The following is an 18,288-nucleotide window of genomic DNA, read 5'->3' as shown; positions in this document are numbered from 1 at the left end:
TTGCCCGCTTTTTTGTTTTTACCGCTTCCCGCACGGAAGCAAGCTGCTACAACCTCCGGATCGCCCTTCCCGAGCCACAATCTTCACGGCCACGCCCGGCATGTCCGAAATCTTTACCGATGTCCTTCCAGTCTTTCTGCTCATTCTCGTCGGCTGGGTCATCGTTCGCACCGGCCTGCTGAAAGCCGAGGTCGGCGAGGCGATGAGCGAATTCGTCTTCAAGATCGCCGTGCCGCTACTTCTGTTTCAGACCATCGCGACGGCGGATTTTCGCGGCGCTTCGCCGTTTCGGCTGTGGATCGCCTATTTCTCCGGCGTCGCCATTACATGGACGGCCGGCCATATCGTCGCGACCCGGTTTTTCGGGCGAGATGCCAGGATCGGTGTGCTTGCCGGCGTTTCTTCGGCCTTTGCCAATACGATCTTCATCGGCCTGCCGCTGGTGGGGCGCACGGTCGGACCGGACGGTGTCATGGCGATGTCGATCCTGATTGCCGTGCACCTGCCGACGATGATGATCGCCGGCACGCTGCTGATGGAACAGGCCGAGCGAAAGGAGAATGCCGGCGCCGGCCGCAGCATCGGCGAACTGCTGCGACAGGTCGGCAGCAACCTTGTCCGCAATCCGCTTGTCATCGGCCTTTTCTGCGGCCTCATCGTTCACCTCACGGGCATTCCGATCCCCGCGACACTCGGCACCGTGGTCGACAGCATCGCCAATATCGCCGGTCCGGCGGCGCTGATTTCGCTCGGCATGGCGCTGCGCCAATACGGACTGTCGGGCAATCTCGGCATTACCAGCGTCATCTCGGGCTTCAAGCTCATTCTGTTGCCGGCCTGCGTGCTGGTCGCCGGACTTCTCCTCGGCCTGAGCCCGGAATGGCGGACAGCACTCGTGCTGACAGCCGCAGTTCCTACAGGTGTGAACGCCTGGCTGATTGCCAATCGCTTCGGGGTGGGCCACAGTCTCGCCGCCTCGACGATTACCTTGACGACAGCGCTCGGGGCATTCTCGGTGTCGTTTTGGGCTTATCTGCTCGGATAGCGGAGGCCCGAGCCCACCGACGGTAACGGCCATCTCCGCATTTGGAGAGGCAGGCAGGAAAACGGTCATATATTTGCGCATCCCGGCCCTCCCACCCGGAGCGCAACAAAGGATGGCACATGAATATTGCAGCTTCACTCACCAATCCCGCGTCAGCCTATTCGCATAAGGTCTTCGTATTGCAAGGAGGCGGCGCGCTCGGCTCCTATCAGGCTGGCGCCTTTCAGGCATTGCGCGAGCAGAATATCGAGCCGGACTGGATCGCCGGCATCTCGATCGGCGCGATCAACGCGTCGATCATGGCCGGCAATGTGCCCGGCGAGCGGCTGGAGGCACTGCGCTCCTTCTGGAACAAGGTGACGGTTCATCTTCCCGTCGACCTGCTGATGCAGGAACGGCGCGAAACCAACCCCTTCTATCGCTCGGTCAGCAGCTGGTGGGTTTCGACCTTCGGCGTGCCCGGCTTCTTCTCTCCCTGGCAGATCCCGGCGTGGTTCCAGACGCGTGGCTCGGCGGGCGCGACCAGCGTCTACGACACCGAGCAATTGCGCCAGACACTGCTCGACCACGTCGATTTCGATCGCATCAACCACGGACCGGTGCGCCTGAGCCTCGGCGCGGTCAACGTGCGCACAGGCAACTTCGCATTCTTCGACAACAAGGACATCAAGATCGGGCCGGAACATGTGATGGCGAGCGGCGCCTTGCCGCCCGGCTTTCCGGCGGTCAAGATCGGCAACGAACATTACTGGGACGGCGGCCTGGTCTCGAATACGCCGCTCAGCTACGTGCTGCGCAATGGCGCGAACGTCGATACCGTCGTGTTCCAGGTCGATCTCTTCAGCGCCACCGGCCCGCTGCCGCAGGACCTCGAGGAAGTCGAGGAGCGGCGCAAGGATATCACCTATTCAAGCCGTACCCGGCTCAATACCGATCTCTTCCTCGAGCGGCATCGCCTGCGCCGCGCCATATCCGATCTCTATGCCCGCCTTCCCGAAGATGCCAAGGCCGATCCGGAGATCAAGAAGCTGGAGCAGCATTGCTCCGACTATGGCGTCACCATCATCCACCTGATCTATCGCAACAAGCAGTTCCGCTCGCATTCGAAGGATTACGAGTTTTCGGCGTTGTCCATGCACGAGCATTGGGAGGCCGGATTGCGCGATGCCCGCAAGGCGCTGGTTGCGGAGGACTGGCGCATGCCGCCGAGCGCCGAGGACGGATTGAAGGTCTTCGACCTCGATCAAAGGACGCGCTCTCGCCGACACGCGATCTGAACGACGCAACACGAAAAACCCGGCCCTGACGGCCGGGTTTTCAATCCGTCATGCGGATCGGCTTAGTTCGTTGCAGCGGGAGCTGCGTTCGGGTCCGGCAGCGGCTCCGGCGTGTCTGCGAGCGTGCGCAGATAGGCGATCACGTTGGCGCGATCCTCTTCCTTCGGCAGGCCGGCAAAGCCCATCGCCGTTCCGGCCACGAATTTCTTCGGCGCGGCAAGGAAGTGATAGAGGTGGTCGTAAGTCCACTTTTCAGAGCCGCCCTTGGAGAAGTCCTTCATGCCGGACGAATAGGCGAAGCCCTCGTGCTCGCCAACCGGACGGTCGATAATACCCCAAAGATCGGGGCCAACCTTGTTTGGCCCTCCCTTCTCTCCGGAATGACAGGCCTGACACTTCTTGAAGATCGTTTCGCCGACCTTGGCATCAGCCTTCTGCAGCAGCTGAGCGATCGGCGTTTCCGCCTTGGCGGCAGCAGGCTTATCGCCCGCAGCCGGTTCCTCGGTCGCGACGATGGCGAAACCGGGCTTTTCCGGCGTCTCTGAATGGAAAATAAATCCTGACGCGAGCGACACGGACTTCAACACGAACAGCGTGGCCAAAAGCGCCCCGACACCCATGTTCACGTAGGATGAATTCATCTGCTATGCTCCCCTCGCCGCCGGCATCCTCCGCCGGCCCATCTTGAATTCGCGCGAAACCTATGTCTTTTGGCTGTTTCTTGCAACTCTGTAAACGGTCTCCACCGTGAGACGTTTTGACACTTTTCCCTCGGGAATAGAAGGCCCAACAATGACTGATTCAAATTTAGACAAGACGCTGGTCCTCATTCCCGCCCGCTTGGCTTCCACGCGCCTGCCGGGCAAGCCGCTCGCCGATATTTGCGGCCTGCCCATGATCGTACAGGTTGCCAAGCGCGCGCGCGAGGCGGCGATCGGTCGCATCGTCGTCGCCGTCGACCATGAAGATACCTATGCCGCAGTCGCCAATGCCGGCTTCGACGTCGTGATGACCGGCCAGGATCATCAGTCCGGCTCCGACCGTATCCACGAGGCGCTGCAGGCCGTCGATCCGCAGGGCCGCGCCGAAATCATCGTCAACGTCCAGGGCGACCTTCCCACAATCGACCCCGAGACCATCCGCGCGTCGCTGCGCCCGCTCGAAAACCCGGCCGTCGACATCGCCACGCTGACCGTCGAGATCAAGGACGAGGAAGAAAAGACCCTGCCGAGCGTGGTCAAGGTCATCGGCTCGCCCATCTCGGAAAATCGCCTGCGCGCCCTCTATTTCACCCGCGCCACCGCGCCCTACGGCGTTGGCCCGCTCTATCATCATATCGGCCTTTACGCCTATCGCCGCGCCGCCCTCGAAAAATTCGTGAGCCTCGGCCCATCGACGCTGGAACGGCGCGAATCGCTGGAGCAGCTGAGAGCGCTCGAAGCCGGCATGCGCATCGATGTCGAGATCGTTGACACGGTCCCGCTCGGTGTCGATACTCCCGCCGACCTTGAAAAGGCCAGACGCATCCTCTCCGCCGCTTCTCTCTGACGGCATTCCCCCAAGGGCAGTCCCATGATCACCAAGACCAACAAGATCTCCTTCCAGGGCGACTACGGCGCCAATTCCGACATGGCGAGCCGTGACATGTTCCCGACCATGGAGCCGCTGCCCTGCCAGACCTTCGAGGATGCGCTGACCGCCATCGACAACGGCGATGCGGATCTCGGCATGATTCCGATCGAAAATACGATTGCCGGCCGCGTCGCCGATATCCATCATCTGCTGCCGGAATCGCGCCTGCACATCGTCGGCGAATATTTCATGCCGATCCGCTTCCAGCTGATGGTTCTGCCCGGCGTCAAGAAGGAAGAGATCCGCACGGTGCACAGCCACATCCACGCGCTTGGCCAATGCCGCAACATCGTGCGCGCCAACGGCTGGAAGCCCGTTATCGCCGGCGATACGGCGGGTGCGGCCAAGCTGGTGAAGGAAACCGGCGACCGCAGCATGGCGGCGCTGGCGCCGCGGCTTGCAGCCGATCTCTACGGGCTGGAAATCATCGCCGAGAATGTTGAAGACACCGAAAACAACATGACGCGATTCGTCGTGCTGTCGCGCGACGAGAACTGGGCGGAGCGCAGCGCGCCGGACGAAAAGATCGTCACCACTTTCGTCTTCAACGTCCGCAACATTCCAGCCGCGCTCTACAAGGCGCTCGGCGGCTTCGCGACGAACGGCATCAACATGACGAAGCTCGAAAGCTACCAGCTCGGCGGCCGTTTTGTCGCGACACAGTTCTACGCCGACATCGAGGGCCATCCCTCCGATCCGCATGTGCGCCGGGCGCTGGAAGAGCTGCGCTTCTTCTCCGAAAAGGTCCGCATCCTCGGCGTCTACAAGGGCCATCCGACGCGGGGCGATCTTTAAGATCCGGCGCGAACCGGAGCCACCTCGTGGTTCGAGGCACCGCCGTTTTCGCTGCGCTTAACGGCGCTGCATCTCACCATGAGGCGGACAACATTCTGCGGCGGAGCCCGCAAGATCAGCCCTCATGGTGAGGAGGCCTGAAGGACCGTCTCGAACCACAAGGGCGGGTAGCTAAGCAGCAATCTACTTATCCGGCTCACAAACCCGAAGACGGTGGCCATCCGGATCGAGCACGACGAAGGTCGGGCCGAAATCCATCGTCGTCAGTTCCTGTGCGATCGGCAGGCCGCGCGCTTTCCAATCTCTATAATGCTGCTCGACGGCACCGGCGCCTTCGACCATGAAGCCGAGTTCGCCGCGATTGCCGATGGCGGAGGGTTGCGGTTCGACGCTGCTGCGGCGCCAGAGGCCGAGGCTTAAGCCATTGTCGAGGGCGAAGGCCACGAAGTTCGGTGCCGCGAAGGTTGGCTCGCGGCCGAGCAGATCGCGATAGAAAGGCGTGCTTTCGCCGGGGTCCTTGACGTAGAAGATGATGAGGTTTGGGTTGGTCATTCGGATATTCCTCTTGGCTTGGTGGATATAAGGGCATGCGGAGGTAATCCGGCGAGCGGAACGGTGCCCGCCGGGGATGGTTTTGTCAGTGCATGACAGAGTGCTTGCGCAACAGCGTATCCGCAGCGCATTGCGCTGTTCGCATCAGCCTGTTGTGCTTGAGCTTTTGATTATGCGTATGTCATTGTCACGGAGTCGGTGATGAGCCCTTGCGGCTCGCTTCAGCGCATCCGGTCTTCCTCGCGGTAAACGGCGCGGCCGTCCAGAAAGCCCAGATCGCGCTTCACGGAATCCGGCGTCTCCTCGATATCGAGACGATTCCAGCGACGCTCGAAGTAGCCGCGCACGAGCTGCAGGAGACGAGCCGTCCATGCCGGCACTGAAGGATTTCCGCCTTCTCGCACCTCGACGTCACCGCGATGGGCCTGCCTCGTCATGGTGAAAACGTTGCTTGTCATGATCGGTCCTCTTCCTGCTTGGATGGTGCCGATAATAGCCAAGCCTACTGACAGTTTCTGGCAGTAGCGTTACGCCGATGGGTCAATTGTGAGCCATGCCCTCTCGCGCCTGCCATTCTCTGGCGAGGGCGACTCGGCGGCGCGGATAGCGCGCCTCCAGCACCGCGAAATCGACGATGCGATCGGCGCGGAAATGACGATAATCCTGGCGCAGTTCGCACCAGGCCATGATGATGCGCGAATTGTCGAAATAGCCGAGCGCAAAAGGCCAGATGCGCCGGGTCGAGATAGCGCCGTTCACATCGCCATAGGTCAGCTGCACCATGCGCTCCGTCTGGATCGCCTTACGCATCAGGGAAAGATCGGCCTTGTCTTCGGTGATGCGACGCGTACCGACGACCACCGCCGCCTGGTCGACCGCATCGCGAAGGTCCGCAGGCAGCACCGCGGCGATCTTGGCGAGGGCATCGGCGCCGGCCGCCGCCAGGCGGGCGTCGGTTGCGCGCGCCACCCATCGCGACCCCAGCACCAGCGCCTCAATCTCATCCTGCGAGAACATCATCGGCGGCAGCATGAAACCGGGCTTCAATATATAGCCGATGCCCGGCTCGCCCTCGATCATCGCGCCCTGCGACTGCAGGCTGGCGATATCGCGATAGAGCGTGCGCAAGCTGACGCCGGTTTCCTCCGCCAGAACGGAGCCGCTGACCGGACGGCGATAACGCCGAAGCGTCTGCAACAGCGTCAACAAGCGTTCCGAGCGTGCCATGGCAGAATAAGACCTAGCGTTTCCATTCCACCCAATCGCGCATCAGGCGATGGGCGATGGCGCCTTTCGGCGGAGACGTGTTGCCGGAGGCCGAGACGCGGTCGAGCATGGCAAGCGTCTCCTCCGGCGTGAACCAGCGGCAATCCTCAAGCTCGGCGTCGTCCATATGGATTTCGAGGGACTTCGCCTCGGCATAGCAGCCGATCATGAGGGAATGCGGCATCGGCCAGGGCTGCGAGGCATGATAGCGCACGCGGCCGATCTGGATGCCGGATTCCTCATGCGTCTCGCGGCGCACCGCATTCTCGATGGTTTCGCCCGGTTCGACGAAACCGGCGAGACAGGAATACATGCCCGGCGCGAAATGATGGCTGCGGCCGAGCAGGCAACGATTTCTCTCCTCATCGATACCAAGCATGATGACGACCGGATCGGTGCGCGGGAAGATCGTGTGCTCGCAGGCCGTGCAGACCCGCTTGTAGCCGCCGATTCGGCTCTCCATCACCGAGCCGCAGCGGCCGCAGAAGCGGTTGTCGCTGTTCCAGCGGATAAGGCTCATGCCTTGCGCGGCTTCGCCGAGGATTTCGCCTTCCAGCAGCAGATCGCGCCAGAGCGAACGCATATCGGCCGGCTTGTACTGGCAGGCAAGTTCGTCGGCATTGACGCGCACCGGCACGGCAAGTCGGGGCTCGCCGGTCTTGCGATAGCCGAGAAGAACGGCCTCCTCCCAATTCGGATCGAGATCGTTCAGCTCATAACGGGCAAACAGCGGATCGAGCACCTGACCGTCATGCTTGAGGACAAGCCGCTCCTGAGCGAAGGCGAGGATATGCGTGCCTTCCTTGGCGAGCGCATGCTTGATCGATTCCTCGTCGCGATGCTCGGCATCCCGGTCGAGCTGGTTTTCCGCAAAAGCGGTGAGACTGCTTGGTTCCGGATGCGGCACATCCGAGGAAAAGATGGAATGGCTCATTGTGAAAGCGTGTCCCGCAACTTGGCTATGAGGCTGTTCATGTCGTCGTCCGAATAGGGTTCCGCCTTGCCGTAGCCCCAGACCGGGCCCGGCCAGTTGGCATCACCTTCGAACCGCGCAATGACATGAACATGAAGCTGGCGGACGATATTTCCAAGTGCCCCGACATTGATTTTTGTTGCACCCGTCGCCGTCTTCAACGCGCTCGCAACCTTATCCGTTTCGAAGGTCAGCAAGATCCGATCGAGCGGGGTGAGCTCGAAAACCTCCGATTTATCAGGCCTGCGGGGGATCAGCACGAGCCATGGCCAACGGCTATCCTTCATCAGCCTGACGTCGCAAAGGCCTGTGATCGCGACGGAAACGCTGTCATTCGCAAGACGATCGTCGAGCGTAAACTCCTTCAAGGGGGCATCCTCCATTGTTTTATCAAATGTTTAGCAGTTTTTTTTGACCTTGGCTTGCTTTTGATGGCGATATTGCCGATATGTGCATCCGGGAGGTTGGTGGTGGACGAGCCACTCGCCAACCGGGTCAGGTCCGGAAGGAAGCAGCCCTAACGAGCCCGGCACGGGTCATTCGTGCCAGCCTCCCACCCTTTTCCGAAAGCAAGACCCGGCTTTCGCCGGGCAATAAGCTAGGCACCGGGCAACAAGCAGGGCGATGAGCGACACCGAGCGACAAGCAAAAGATGCCGCTTCGACCGGCACCGGCTACCGGGTGCTGGCCCGCAAATACAGACCCAAGGACTTTACGGACCTGATGGTCGGCCAGGAACCGATGGTTCGCACGCTGACCAACGCGTTCGAAACCGGCCGTATCGCCCAGGCCTATATGCTGACCGGCGTGCGCGGTGTCGGCAAGACCACGACCGCCCGCATCCTTGCCCGCGCCCTCAACTACAAGACCGCTGACGTCGATCGCCCCACCATCGACCTGCGTGAGCCCGGCGATCATTGCCAGGCGATCATGGAAGGCCGGCATGTCGACGTGATCGAGATGGACGCCGCCTCGCACACCGGTATCGACGATATCAGAGAAATCATCGAGCAGGTGCGCTACCGGCCGGTCTCGGCCCGCTACAAGGTCTATATCATCGACGAAGTGCACATGCTGTCGACGGCGGCCTTCAACGGCTTGCTGAAGACGCTCGAAGAGCCGCCCGAGCATGTGAAGTTCATCTTTGCGACGACTGAAATCCGCAAGGTGCCGATCACGGTGCTGTCGCGCTGCCAGCGATTCGACCTGCGCCGCATCAGCGCGTCGGATCTCGTCGGCCTCTTTACCACCATTGCCGGCAAGGAAGGCATCGAGGCCGAGCCGGAAGCGCTCGCCATGATCGCCCGCGCAGCAGAAGGCTCGGCGCGCGACGGCCTGTCGCTGCTCGACCAGGCAATCGCCCATGGCAGCGGTTTCGTTGCCGCCGATGCCGTGCGCGCAATGCTCGGGCTTGCCGACCGCGCCCGCATCGTGGATCTCTTCGGCCATGTCGTCAAAGGCGATGTTTCGGCAGCGCTTGCCGAATTCAACAGCCAGTACGAGGCCGGCGCCAATCCCGTCGTCGTGCTCACCGACCTTGCCGATTTCACCCATCTCGTGACCCGCCTCAAATATGTGCCCGATGCCGCCGACGATCCGTCGCTCAGCGAAATCGAGCGCACGAAAGCGGCGGAATTCGCGCAAGGTATCGCGGTGACAGCACTTTCCCGCATCTGGCAGATGCTTCTTAAGGGCATCACCGAGACAGAGAACGCCTCGCGCACCGCCGGCGCTGCCGAAATGGTGCTGATCCGGCTCGCACATGCCGCGCATCTGCCGGCGCCGGAAGATGCCGCCCGCAGGCTTGCCGAATTTTCAGACAGCAATGGCGGTTCGCGCTCGTCGCCCTCTCCGAGCGGCGGCAATGGTGGCGGAGCAGTGTCTTATCAGGGCAATACGATAGCGCGTGCGGTCGAAACGACGGCACCACGACCCGCGCCTTCGGCACCGGTCGCCATGCTGCGCGCCGTGCCGAATACACAGCCGGATTCGCAGCCTGTCGGACGCATCGAGCCGAAGCCGGCCGAAGCGCCGAAGCCGCTCGTACCGATCAACTCCATGGCCGATATCGCCGAACTTGCCAGCCAGAAGCGCGATCCGAAGCTGAAGGCGCTGGTGCGTACCTTCGTACGCCCGGTCAAGCTTGAGCCGGGCCGGCTCGATGTCAGCCTGACCTCCGGCGCTCCCGGCACGCTGCTCAACGAACTCGCCGTCAAGCTGAAGGAATGGACCGGCATCCACTGGATCGTCAGCCTCAGCCGCGAGGAAGGCCAGCCGACGCTGGTCGAGGCCGAAGCGAACGCCCAGAAGCAGCGGGTCGCCGATGCGCGGCAGGACCCCGATGTCGCGGCGATTCTTGCGCAATTTCCCGGCGCAAAGATCATCGACGTCAGGGTGCGGGCACCGGAGATCGAGGAAGAAGAGCAGACTGCTGCGCCGGCAGCCGCCGAATCCATCGATGGCGATATTCTGCCGGGCGACGATATAGAATTCTAACGCTAGAATGGATGCCAATGGAACCGCATCGGCCTGAGGCCGTTGGCGAGACATCCTGGCTGATCAAAGAAACACTTGCAGAAGAAGGACCAAAGACGATGCGCGACATCATGGGCATGATGGGCAAAGTGAAGGAAATGCAGGCGAAGATGGAGAAGATGCAGTCGGAAATCGCCGACATTCGCGTCGAAGGCAAGGCCGGTGGCGGCCTCGTCACCGTCACCGTCAATGGCAAGGGCCTGATGCTCGGCCTCAAGATCGATCCCTCGCTCTTCAAGGAAGACGATGTCGAGATCCTCGAGGACCTGATCGTCGCCGCCAACAAGGATGCCCAGGAAAAGGCCGAGGCAATCGCGGCCGAAAAGACCCGCGAATTGACCGCCGGCCTGCCGATCCCGCCCGGCTTCAAGCTGCCGTTCTGAGAGAAGCGCCTCGTTCAACCAGCAGTCCCGCCCAACGGTCAACTCGCGGCCGATCACCTTTTGCGGCTTCGTTGAAGGCAAGGCGATCTTCGAACGCTTTCGCGCCCAGCTAAGCTGGACGTAAATCAGGCATTTGGAAATGACGGGACGGAGTGCTATCTCTGGATGTCTCTTTCCAGATACCGTCTGGCCTGCCCGATCGGAGGAAATGTTATGAGCCTGTCGACGCTGCTTGTTTTTGCCGGTGCCCTGTTCATTGCGGCGGGCTCGCCGGGGCCGAACATTGCGGCGCTGGTGGCGCGCGTGTTGACAAAGGGCGCGCGCAACGTGCTGCCGTTTCTCTCCGGCATGTGGCTCGGCGAAGCGATCTGGCTGACCTGCGCCGTTGCGGGCCTTGCGACCATTGCCGAAACCTTCCACCTCGCCTTCATCGTGATCAAATGGGTCGGCGTCGCCTATCTGCTCTATCTTGCCTGGAAGATGTGGTTTGCGTCTTCCGATACAGCCGGGGAGGAGTTGCCGGATGAGCAATCCGCCACACGGCTCTTCCTTGCCGGCTTCACGGTGACCATGGGCAATCCGAAGATCATGGTGTTCTACGTGGCGCTGCTGCCTTCGATCATCGACCTGCACGGCGTAACGATTTCCGGCTGGGCCGAGCTGGTGGCGACGATGTTTGCGGTGCTTATCGTCATCGATTTCTCCTGGGCGATGCTGGCCGCCAAGGCCAGAACCTTCCTCAAGAGCCGCCGGGCGGTGCGCATCGCCAATCGCGCCAGCGCCGGTACCATGGCCGGCGCGGCCGTCGCGATTGCCATGCGGTGATATTAGACTGCTGCGTCGCCTTCTATGAGGGCGCGCAGCTTGTAATGAATGGGGACCGCCAGATAACGCGCCCGATCCTTCGGCGATAAGCGCCTGCCGAATGTCGCCATCATTTCCGGCATCGTCACCCTCTCGCCCGTATGAGGCAGATGGGAAACCGGCATATCCACGCTCACCGTGCCGCTCGACAGAACGCGGCAATAGATACCGGGGCGCCCGGCTTGCGTGTAACGCTTGACGAACTTCGGATCGCCCATCTTTGCCGCAAAGGTAGAGCAGGGAATGCGCGCAGAGGTCACCTCCAAAACAAGATCGCCTACTATGAATTTGTCACCCACGGCAACCTGGCAATTGTCCAGACCGTCTATGACGAGATTCTCGCCGAAGGCACCCGGTTCCAACGATTGCCCGAGTTCGCTCGCCCACCAATCCAGCGTCAGCGAACCCTCGACATAAACGGCCTGATCGCGGCCGCCATGATGCTCGCGATTGCAGATGGCGTCGCCAAGCAGCCCCTGTTCATCGATCATGACGGCGCCGCCGACGGCATGCTTGTTGATGCCGGTTTTCGTTTTTCTGCCTGGGAGCGTTTCGGGGGCACCGAGGCAAACGGCCAGAATTTTCATCGCTCAACCGTCCCTTCCGTGATTCCGTTCCGTGAGCATATGAGCTAAAAGCCTCCCATGGCAAAGCGAGTCACCGGCCCCGAAATCGAAAAACTCATCCAGCTTCTGGCGAAAGTGCCAGGCCTCGGGCCGCGCTCAGCGCGTCGCGCAGCACTGCATCTGATCAAGAAGAAGGACCAGCTGCTCGGGCCGCTCTCCCATGCCATGGGCGATGCCTATGACAAGGTGAAGATCTGCTCGCGCTGCGGCAATGTCGATACCGTCGACCCCTGCACGGTCTGCACCGACGATCGCCGCGACCAGTCCGTCATCATTGTCGTCGAGGATGTCTCCGATCTCTGGGCGCTGGAGCGATCAGGCGCGATGAATGCCGCCTATCACGTTCTCGGCGGCGTGCTGTCGCCGCTTGATGGCGTCGGGCCTGATGATCTCAACATTCGCGGGCTGATCGCGCGTGTCAGCGAAGGCGGCATCCGCGAGATCATCATTGCCGTCAATGCGACGGTCGAAGGGCAAACCACAGCGCACTATATAACCGACCAGCTCGACGGGCTCGAGGTCAAGATCAGCCGTCTTGCCCATGGCGTGCCCGTTGGCGGCGAGCTCGATTATCTCGACGAGGGCACGCTGGCGGCAGCGCTCAGGGCTCGGACGGCGATTTGAAGCGATTGTTTTCGCGAAGACATAAAGGACTGCGTATGAGGAGAGTGCATACCCCCCTCTGTCACTTCGTGACATCTCCCCCACAAGGAGGGAGATTGGTAGCCTGCCGCACCGACCTAACTCAAATCAACACTGTATCCACAGAGACTGAAGCGCGCCGTATTGTTAAAGGCAGCAGCGAACTCCCAACGATCTCCCCCCTTGTGGGGGAGATGTCCCGAAAGGGACAGAGGGGGGTATCGGCGGTCGGGCATTTTCTCTCGTTCCTTTGCATCCTCCTCCTCGCCCTCCTCCCCCTGCCAGCGCTCGCGGCCTCCAAGGCCGATGTCGAAGCGCAGTTTCAGGTCTGGATTCAGAAAGATCTCTGGCCGGAGGCACGGAAAGCCGGAATTTCCGAAAAGACCTTCAAGGCCGCATTTGCCGGCGTGACGCTGAACTGGGATCTGCCTGACCTCGTACCGCCGGGCTTTCCGAAGCCGAAGGAGCAGAAGCAGACGCAAGCGGAATTCTCCTCTCCCGCCCCCTATTTCAACGAGGCGCGACTGCAGAAGCTGGCGGCGACTGGCCGGAGCCTTGCCTCGCAATATGCGCCGGTGCTGCGGCGGATCGAGAAAACCTATGGCGTGCCGGGACCGATCCTGCTCGCCATCTGGGGCCGCGAGACCGGCTTCGGCGCCGCCAAGCTGCCGAATTCGGCGATCCAGGTGCTGGCGACCAAGGCCTTCATGTCTACCCGCAAGGACATGTTCCGCACCGAACTCATCGCGGCGCTGCGCATCCTCGAACATGGCGACGTCACGCCGGATCAGTTCAAGGGTTCCTGGGCCGGTGCGCTCGGCCAGCCGCAGTTCATGCCGACCAACTATCTGAAATATGCCGTCGATTTCGATGGCGACGGCCATCGCAACATCTGGACCTCCGTGCCGGACACGCTGGCCTCCATAGCCAACTATATGGTTCAAAAGGGCTGGCAGCGCGGCCGAGGCTGGGGCTACGAGGTCACGATCCCGCAAAATGTTTCCTGCGCACAGGAAGGGCCCGATCTCGCCAAGCCGATCTCGCAATGGGCCTCGCTCGGGATCGCCCGCGTCTCCGGCAAGGCGTTTCCGTCGGACGAAATGCGCGCCAGCGGCATGATGCTGGTGCCGGCCGGCCGCGACGGGCCGGAATTCATCGTCACGCCGAACTTCTACGTCATCAAGGAATACAATAACTCCGACCTTTACGGCCTCTATATCGGCAATCTCGCCGATCGCATCGCCAATGGCAGCGGCGCCTTCGAGGAAAAATGGGGCGATGTCGGCAAGATGCTGCGCTCCGATGTCGCCAATATGCAGAAGGTTCTGGAGCATAAGGGCTATGATGTCGGCGGCACGGACGGGCTGCCGGGCTACAAGACCAGGCGGTCGATCGGCCAATGGCAGGAAAAGGGCGGCATGAAACCCACCTGCTATCCCGATAGCTCCATGCTCGGCACGCTGAAGTAAGCAAATGGCGGATACGCCGACCGGCGAATATAGGGCTGCAATCCGGATCGGCGAAATCTGAAGCGGGTCTGTATCGACCCGCCCATCGCACTATGCGGAAACGGGGCCTATCTGCCTTCCGCCAGTTCGACTATTTCCTTGAGATAGGCGACATGCTCGCGAAACGCGCGGCGTCCTTCCCGCGTCAGGGATATGCGGGTCTGCGGCTTCTTGTCGACGAAGGCCTTTGCGGTTTCTATGTATCCCGCCTGCTCCAGCGTCGTCAGATGGCTGCCCAGATTGCCGTCCGTCGCACCGGTAATCTTCCTGAGCGCGATGAATTCCAATGCCTCGCTCGCGGTATGGGCATGGAGAGCGGCCATGATCTTGAGGCGAAGGGACTGGTGAATCACTTCATTGAGGGCGGCCATTACAGTCTCCTCATCCACACGCCGCCGACCAGCAGACTGCCGCCGCCGAAGACGGCGATGCAGAGGGGCAGCCAGGGCTGCAAGAAGAAGAATGACAGCAGGCTTCCGAGCGATACGACCGCGGCAAGCCACACGAAGCCGCGAAGGAAGAACACGCCAATCAATCCGTAGGTGAGGCCGAGAACCAGCGCGGGGTAGACTTCATATTGGGCCGCGTGCATCGGCTGCATCACTTTGAGCGTGGCAAGCATGAAAAGCGTGACGATCGCAAAGACCGCCAATATTCTAACGTTGACCTTCTTCAGATCCTCGCCGGCGCGAAATGTCCGCATGCCGATCAGGACGCTGCCTGCCAAGCCGACGCCATCCAATACGAGCCAGATCAGGTTCGCCGACAGTGTCGGCAAGAAGAACATGCTCGAATAGCCGACAAGCCAGATGATGCCCCAGAGGATCAGGTAGGAAGAGGAGGTTCGGTAACCTCGCAAGCGGTTGCTGCGCAAGGTTATCTCATCAACCTCGCGCAATGCGTGCCGGGCTTCTGAGGGAGAAAGTTCCATGATCGATGCTCCTGCCAAGTGGAGAAGGCAGCCTGCTTTGCCCAGCATTGCCCTCTGTAACACAGAGTGCATATCTTCCATTACTCTGTCAAGCAGAGTCCTCTGCCTCCTTGTGATCGGGATGCGCGAGCTGAATCTGGCGGAAGCCTTGCAATTTGCTGGAAAGGGGCTTATATCTGCTTCAAATTCTTGATCGTGTGATGAAGAGTGGGCCGCAAGGACCCGCTCTTTTTTATTAGCGCGATCTCCCAATGCATGCACAATGCAGGAGTGAATGCTTGTCGGACGTGACAAACGCAGACAATACCAACGAACCCAGGCTGATCGTCGAAACCGGCCTTGATCAGCGCGTCGCCGCCATCATCGAGCCCGTCCTTGTGGGCATGGGCTTTCGCCTCGTGCGCGTGCGCCTCCTCAATCTGAACGGCCTGACGCTTCAGATCATGACCGAGCGCAACGACGGCACCATGACCGTCGAGGACTGCGAAGAGGTCTCCACGGCCATTTCGCCGGTTCTGGATGTGGAAGATCCGATCGATAAGGCGTATCATCTGGAAGTATCCTCGCCGGGTATCGACCGACCGATGGTGCGCAAATCGGATTTCCAGCGCTGGATCGGCCATATCGTCAAATGCGAAACGTCGATCCTCGTCGAAAGCCGCAAGCGTTTCCGCGGCAAGATCGCCGCTGTCACCGATGACAGCTTCACGATCGAACGCGACGAGGCCACCCGCGGCGAAGAGCTCAGGGTGACCATTCCGTTCAGCACGCTGGCCGATGCCAAGCTGATCCTGACGGACGATCTCATCCGCGACGCTCTGCGCGCCGACAAGCTGGCGAAAGCCCAGGCAGCGAACCAGAACGAAGCGGACGAAGACGAAGAATAACCGATCAACGAACCGCCGGACGGAACGGGAACCCTGAAGGCAGGAAGACGGAGACTTAAGACAATGGCAGTCAGTGCGAACCGGCTAGAACTTCTGCAGATCGCAGATGCAGTGGCGCGCGAAAAGGTCATCGACCGCGAGATCGTGCTTGCCGCAATGGCGGATGCGATCCAGAAGGCGGCGCGCTCGCGTTACGGCACGGAATCGAACATCCGCGCCGACATCAACCCGAAGACGGGCGAGATTCGCCTGCAGCGCCTGCTCGAAGTGGTCGAGAAGGCTGAAGATTATTCCACGCAGATCCCGCTGGAACTGGCCCGCGACCGCAATCCGGACGCAGCCCTCGGCGATTTCATCGCCGATCCGTTGCCGCCGATGGATTTCGGCCGCATCGCCGCGCAGTCGGCCAAGCAGGTCATCGTGCAGAAGGTGCGCGAAGCCGAGCGTGATCGCCAGTTCGACGAATTCAAGGATCGCGTCGGCGAAATCGTCAACGGCACCGTCAAGCGCGTCGAATATGGCAACGTCATCGTCGATCTCGGCCGCGGCGAAGGCATCATCCGCCGCGACGAGATGATCCCGCGCGAAAACTTCCGCTACGGCGACCGCGTCCGCGCCTATGTCTACGACGTCCGTCGCGAACAGCGCGGCCCGCAGATCTTCCTGTCGCGCACGCATCCGCAGTTCATGGTCAAACTCTTCACCATGGAAGTGCCTGAAATCTACGACGGCATCATCCAGGTGAAGTCGGTTGCCCGCGATCCGGGCTCGCGCGCCAAGATCGCCGTCATCTCTAACGACTCGTCGATCGATCCGGTCGGCGCCTGCGTCGGTATGCGCGGTTCGCGCGTTCAGGCCGTCGTCGGCGAACTGCAGGGCGAAAAGATCGACATCATTCCCTGGTCCAGCGAGCCGGCGAACTTCGTCGTCAATGCGCTGCAGCCGGCCGAAGTCGCCAAGGTCGTTCTCGACGAAGATGCAGAACGCATCGAAGTCGTGGTGCCGGACGAGCAGCTGTCGCTGGCCATCGGCCGCCGCGGTCAGAACGTCCGTCTCGCCTCGCAGCTGACCGGCTGGGACATCGACATCATGACGGAAGCCGAGGAATCAGAGCGCCGTCAGAAGGAATTCAACGAGCGCACCAATCTCTTCATGGACGCACTCGACGTTGACGAAATGGTCGGCCAGGTTCTGGCTTCCGAAGGCTTTGCCGCCGTCGAGGAACTGGCCTATGTCGATCTCGACGAAATCTCCTCGATCGATGGCTTCGACGAAGACACCGCGCAGGAAATCCAGACCCGCGCCCGCGAATATCTCGAAAAGCTCGAAGCCGAGATGGACGAGAAGCGCAAGGCGCTCGGTGTTTCCGACGAACTGCGCGAGATCAACGGCATGACCGCCCAGATGATGGTCGCGCTCGGCGAAGACGGCATCAAGACGATCGAGGACTTCGCCGGCTGCGCCGCTGACGACCTCGTCGGCTGGAGCGAGCGCAAGAACGGCGAGACGAAGAAATTCGAAGGTCTGTTCTCCAAGCTCGAAGTCTCGCGCGTCGAAGCCGAACAGATGGTCGTGCAGGCCCGCCTGCTGGCCGGCTGGATCACCGAAGCCGATCTCGCCGCCGAAGCCGAAGAGGCATCGGAGGGTGAAGGCGAGGCCGAGCAGGAAGCATGATGAGCGCAGACGGGCCGAAGGCTCCACCCGAAGACGATGATCTTGCGGGTGACGGCACAAATGGCCGTATGTGCATCGTAACACGCGAAAGCGGATCGCCGGATGAGCTGATCCGCTTCGTCGCCGCTCCGGACGGAACCGTGGTTCCGGATCTGAAGCGGCAGCTGCCGGGACGCGGATGCTGGGTCAAGGTCGACCGGGCGCTCGTGGACAAGGCAGTGGCAAAGAAGTTGTTCTCCCGCGCCCTGAAGGCGGAGGTGGCCGTGCCGAGCGATCTCGGTGCCACCGTCGACCGCCTGCTTGCGGCGCAACTGGCCGGGATGATGAACATGGCTCGCAAGGCGGGCCAGTTCGTATCCGGCTCGTCGAAGGTGGATGGCGCCGTTCGCAACGGCTCGGCACTTGCCGTGTTCCATGCGATCAGCGCTGCCGCCGATGGCGTGCGCAAGATCGACCAGGCGCGCAAGGCCTGGCATCTCGGCATGGAGACCGAAGCGGAAATACCGTCCTTCCGTGTCTTTACGGAGGCGGAAATGGAAGAACTGATGGGCCAGAATGCTTTTATCCATGCCGCAGCGCTTGCAGGGCAGGCGGGTGAGGGTGTAGTGAAGCGCGCAAACCTGCTCGAACGGTACCGCAACGGCGGTCAGTCCCGGGCAACGGGCGGCGCTGGCCGGCGAAAACAATGACGCGGTCAC

The 18,288-nt window shown here is 61.3% G+C and carries 21 protein-coding genes and 1 other RNA gene; 13 read left to right on the top strand and 9 right to left on the bottom strand.

Translation table 11 applies throughout. From position 1 onward, the window contains the following. Nucleotides 1–100: 100 nt before the first annotated feature. The gene (locus BJ928_RS32665) at nucleotides 101–1,045 is read left to right on the top strand and encodes an AEC family transporter (RefSeq protein WP_047635743.1); all 945 of its coding nucleotides are present in this window, start codon (nucleotides 101–103) and stop codon (nucleotides 1,043–1,045) included. Between the two features lie 119 nt (nucleotides 1,046–1,164). Continuing rightward, complete coding sequence (locus BJ928_RS32660; RefSeq protein ID WP_047635744.1) at nucleotides 1,165–2,322, top strand: patatin-like phospholipase family protein; 1,158 nt, start codon at nucleotides 1,165–1,167, stop codon at nucleotides 2,320–2,322. A 62-nt stretch (nucleotides 2,323–2,384) separates the two neighbouring features. Here the strand turns inward: BJ928_RS32660 and BJ928_RS32655 are convergent, their stop codons facing one another. Further along, nucleotides 2,385–2,963 (bottom strand): cytochrome c family protein, encoded by a 579-nt coding sequence (locus tag BJ928_RS32655; RefSeq protein ID WP_047635745.1) that lies wholly within the window; start codon nucleotides 2,961–2,963, stop codon nucleotides 2,385–2,387. Nucleotides 2,964–3,114: 151 nt separating this feature from the next. On the opposite strand from BJ928_RS32655, the gene BJ928_RS32650 reads away from it, so the two are divergent. Beyond that, complete coding sequence (locus tag BJ928_RS32650) at nucleotides 3,115–3,870, top strand: 3-deoxy-manno-octulosonate cytidylyltransferase (RefSeq protein ID WP_047635746.1); 756 nt, start codon at nucleotides 3,115–3,117, stop codon at nucleotides 3,868–3,870. Between the two features lie 24 nt (nucleotides 3,871–3,894). Continuing rightward, nucleotides 3,895–4,749 carry a prephenate dehydratase gene (locus tag BJ928_RS32645; protein WP_047635747.1) on the top strand — a complete coding sequence of 285 codons (855 nt, stop codon included), beginning with the start codon at nucleotides 3,895–3,897 and terminating at the stop codon, nucleotides 4,747–4,749. Between the two features lie 183 nt (nucleotides 4,750–4,932). Here BJ928_RS32645 and BJ928_RS32640 read toward each other — a convergent pair whose 3' ends face one another. The 5 genes from BJ928_RS32640 to BJ928_RS32620 all read right to left on the bottom strand — a co-directional run bounded on the left by BJ928_RS32640 (nucleotide 4,933) and on the right by BJ928_RS32620 (nucleotide 7,908). Further along, nucleotides 4,933–5,301: a VOC family protein gene (locus BJ928_RS32640; RefSeq protein WP_047635748.1), complete on the bottom strand. Its 369-nt coding sequence runs from the start codon at nucleotides 5,299–5,301 to the stop codon at nucleotides 4,933–4,935. Between the two features lie 221 nt (nucleotides 5,302–5,522). Then, complete coding sequence (locus BJ928_RS32635) at nucleotides 5,523–5,759, bottom strand: hypothetical protein (RefSeq protein WP_047635749.1); 237 nt, start codon at nucleotides 5,757–5,759, stop codon at nucleotides 5,523–5,525. 82 nt (nucleotides 5,760–5,841) lie between these two features. Next, nucleotides 5,842–6,528 (bottom strand): YafY family protein, encoded by a 687-nt coding sequence (locus tag BJ928_RS32630; RefSeq protein WP_047635750.1) that lies wholly within the window; start codon nucleotides 6,526–6,528, stop codon nucleotides 5,842–5,844. 13 nt (nucleotides 6,529–6,541) lie between these two features. After that, on the bottom strand, nucleotides 6,542–7,501 hold the full coding sequence (gene nudC / locus BJ928_RS32625; RefSeq protein ID WP_047635751.1) for an NAD(+) diphosphatase: 960 nt from the start codon (nucleotides 7,499–7,501) through the stop codon (nucleotides 6,542–6,544). Next, nucleotides 7,498–7,908 carry an HIT family protein gene (locus BJ928_RS32620; RefSeq protein WP_047635819.1) on the bottom strand — a complete coding sequence of 137 codons (411 nt, stop codon included), beginning with the start codon at nucleotides 7,906–7,908 and terminating at the stop codon, nucleotides 7,498–7,500. Before BJ928_RS32620 ends, nudC begins: the two co-directional genes overlap by 4 nt. A gap of 91 nt (nucleotides 7,909–7,999) precedes the next feature. Between BJ928_RS32620 and ffs the strand changes: the two genes are divergently transcribed. The 4 genes from ffs to BJ928_RS32600 all read left to right on the top strand — a co-directional run bounded on the left by ffs (nucleotide 8,000) and on the right by BJ928_RS32600 (nucleotide 11,283). Continuing rightward, nucleotides 8,000–8,097: signal recognition particle sRNA small type (gene ffs, locus BJ928_RS32615), an RNA gene on the top strand. A 67-nt stretch (nucleotides 8,098–8,164) separates the two neighbouring features. After that, nucleotides 8,165–10,036: a DNA polymerase III subunit gamma/tau gene (locus tag BJ928_RS32610; protein ID WP_047635752.1), complete on the top strand. Its 1,872-nt coding sequence runs from the start codon at nucleotides 8,165–8,167 to the stop codon at nucleotides 10,034–10,036. A 98-nt stretch (nucleotides 10,037–10,134) separates the two neighbouring features. Then, the gene (locus tag BJ928_RS32605; RefSeq protein ID WP_047635820.1) at nucleotides 10,135–10,458 is read left to right on the top strand and encodes a YbaB/EbfC family nucleoid-associated protein; all 324 of its coding nucleotides are present in this window, start codon (nucleotides 10,135–10,137) and stop codon (nucleotides 10,456–10,458) included. A 213-nt stretch (nucleotides 10,459–10,671) separates the two neighbouring features. Further along, a complete protein-coding gene (locus tag BJ928_RS32600) occupies nucleotides 10,672–11,283 on the top strand; it encodes a LysE family translocator (protein ID WP_047635753.1) in 612 nt (203 codons plus the stop codon). 2 nt (nucleotides 11,284–11,285) lie between these two features. Here BJ928_RS32600 and BJ928_RS32595 read toward each other — a convergent pair whose 3' ends face one another. Further along, a complete protein-coding gene (locus BJ928_RS32595; protein ID WP_047635754.1) occupies nucleotides 11,286–11,909 on the bottom strand; it encodes an MOSC domain-containing protein in 624 nt (207 codons plus the stop codon). Between the two features lie 57 nt (nucleotides 11,910–11,966). On the opposite strand from BJ928_RS32595, the gene recR reads away from it, so the two are divergent. Continuing rightward, a complete protein-coding gene (gene recR, locus BJ928_RS32590; protein WP_047635755.1) occupies nucleotides 11,967–12,572 on the top strand; it encodes a recombination mediator RecR in 606 nt (201 codons plus the stop codon). Nucleotides 12,573–12,784: 212 nt separating this feature from the next. Continuing rightward, entirely contained in the window at nucleotides 12,785–14,059 is a 1,275-nt protein-coding gene (locus tag BJ928_RS32585; protein ID WP_082011988.1) for a lytic murein transglycosylase, read from the top strand. 107 nt (nucleotides 14,060–14,166) lie between these two features. Here BJ928_RS32585 and BJ928_RS32580 read toward each other — a convergent pair whose 3' ends face one another. Both BJ928_RS32580 and BJ928_RS32575 read right to left on the bottom strand, forming a co-directional pair. Further along, on the bottom strand, nucleotides 14,167–14,469 hold the full coding sequence (locus BJ928_RS32580; protein WP_047635756.1) for a transcriptional regulator: 303 nt from the start codon (nucleotides 14,467–14,469) through the stop codon (nucleotides 14,167–14,169). Beyond that, on the bottom strand, nucleotides 14,469–15,029 hold the full coding sequence (locus BJ928_RS32575; protein ID WP_147413965.1) for a hypothetical protein: 561 nt from the start codon (nucleotides 15,027–15,029) through the stop codon (nucleotides 14,469–14,471). Before BJ928_RS32575 ends, BJ928_RS32580 begins: the two co-directional genes overlap by 1 nt. A 278-nt stretch (nucleotides 15,030–15,307) precedes the next feature. Between BJ928_RS32575 and rimP the strand changes: the two genes are divergently transcribed. The 3 genes from rimP (at nucleotide 15,308) to BJ928_RS32560 (ending at nucleotide 18,279) form a co-directional block, all read left to right on the top strand. Continuing rightward, complete coding sequence (gene rimP / locus BJ928_RS32570) at nucleotides 15,308–15,916, top strand: ribosome maturation factor RimP (RefSeq protein ID WP_047635758.1); 609 nt, start codon at nucleotides 15,308–15,310, stop codon at nucleotides 15,914–15,916. Nucleotides 15,917–15,979: 63 nt separating this feature from the next. Continuing rightward, the gene (nusA, locus tag BJ928_RS32565; protein ID WP_047635759.1) at nucleotides 15,980–17,590 is read left to right on the top strand and encodes a transcription termination factor NusA; all 1,611 of its coding nucleotides are present in this window, start codon (nucleotides 15,980–15,982) and stop codon (nucleotides 17,588–17,590) included. After that, nucleotides 17,587–18,279 carry an RNA-binding protein gene (locus BJ928_RS32560; RefSeq protein ID WP_047635760.1) on the top strand — a complete coding sequence of 231 codons (693 nt, stop codon included), beginning with the start codon at nucleotides 17,587–17,589 and terminating at the stop codon, nucleotides 18,277–18,279. The genes nusA and BJ928_RS32560 overlap by 4 nt, the downstream gene beginning before the upstream one ends. The last annotated feature ends 9 nt before the right edge of the window (nucleotides 18,280–18,288 follow it).

It is taken from the genome of Rhizobium sp. WW_1 (assembly GCF_003610155.1).
GTDB lineage: Bacteria > Pseudomonadota > Alphaproteobacteria > Rhizobiales > Rhizobiaceae > Rhizobium > Rhizobium tropici_A.
This window is presented reverse-complemented; position numbering and strand designations above follow the sequence as displayed.

Excerpts from the sequence above, each read along its gene's own strand:
- nudC (WP_047635751.1), bottom strand. The coding sequence starts at position 7,501 with ATGAGCCATTCCATCTTTTCCTCGGATGTGCCGCATCCGGAACCAAGC.
- BJ928_RS32580 (WP_047635756.1), bottom strand. The coding sequence starts at position 14,469 with ATGGCCGCCCTCAATGAAGTGATTCACCAGTCCCTTCGCCTCAAGATC.
- BJ928_RS32595 (WP_047635754.1), bottom strand. The coding sequence starts at position 11,909 with ATGAAAATTCTGGCCGTTTGCCTCGGTGCCCCCGAAACGCTCCCAGGC.
- BJ928_RS32600 (WP_047635753.1), top strand. The coding sequence starts at position 10,672 with ATGAGCCTGTCGACGCTGCTTGTTTTTGCCGGTGCCCTGTTCATTGCG.
- BJ928_RS32645 (WP_047635747.1), top strand. The coding sequence starts at position 3,895 with ATGATCACCAAGACCAACAAGATCTCCTTCCAGGGCGACTACGGCGCC.
- BJ928_RS32655 (WP_047635745.1), bottom strand. The coding sequence starts at position 2,963 with ATGAATTCATCCTACGTGAACATGGGTGTCGGGGCGCTTTTGGCCACG.
- nusA (WP_047635759.1), top strand. The coding sequence starts at position 15,980 with ATGGCAGTCAGTGCGAACCGGCTAGAACTTCTGCAGATCGCAGATGCA.
- BJ928_RS32650 (WP_047635746.1), top strand. The coding sequence starts at position 3,115 with ATGACTGATTCAAATTTAGACAAGACGCTGGTCCTCATTCCCGCCCGC.
- BJ928_RS32630 (WP_047635750.1), bottom strand. The coding sequence starts at position 6,528 with ATGGCACGCTCGGAACGCTTGTTGACGCTGTTGCAGACGCTTCGGCGT.
- BJ928_RS32575 (WP_147413965.1), bottom strand. The coding sequence starts at position 15,029 with ATGGAACTTTCTCCCTCAGAAGCCCGGCACGCATTGCGCGAGGTTGAT.
- BJ928_RS32560 (WP_047635760.1), top strand. The coding sequence starts at position 17,587 with ATGATGAGCGCAGACGGGCCGAAGGCTCCACCCGAAGACGATGATCTT.
- BJ928_RS32585 (WP_082011988.1), top strand. The coding sequence starts at position 12,785 with ATGTCCCGAAAGGGACAGAGGGGGGTATCGGCGGTCGGGCATTTTCTC.
- BJ928_RS32605 (WP_047635820.1), top strand. The coding sequence starts at position 10,135 with ATGCGCGACATCATGGGCATGATGGGCAAAGTGAAGGAAATGCAGGCG.
- BJ928_RS32665 (WP_047635743.1), top strand. The coding sequence starts at position 101 with ATGTCCGAAATCTTTACCGATGTCCTTCCAGTCTTTCTGCTCATTCTC.
- BJ928_RS32635 (WP_047635749.1), bottom strand. The coding sequence starts at position 5,759 with ATGACAAGCAACGTTTTCACCATGACGAGGCAGGCCCATCGCGGTGAC.
- BJ928_RS32610 (WP_047635752.1), top strand. The coding sequence starts at position 8,165 with ATGAGCGACACCGAGCGACAAGCAAAAGATGCCGCTTCGACCGGCACC.
- recR (WP_047635755.1), top strand. The coding sequence starts at position 11,967 with ATGGCAAAGCGAGTCACCGGCCCCGAAATCGAAAAACTCATCCAGCTT.
- BJ928_RS32660 (WP_047635744.1), top strand. The coding sequence starts at position 1,165 with ATGAATATTGCAGCTTCACTCACCAATCCCGCGTCAGCCTATTCGCAT.
- BJ928_RS32640 (WP_047635748.1), bottom strand. The coding sequence starts at position 5,301 with ATGACCAACCCAAACCTCATCATCTTCTACGTCAAGGACCCCGGCGAA.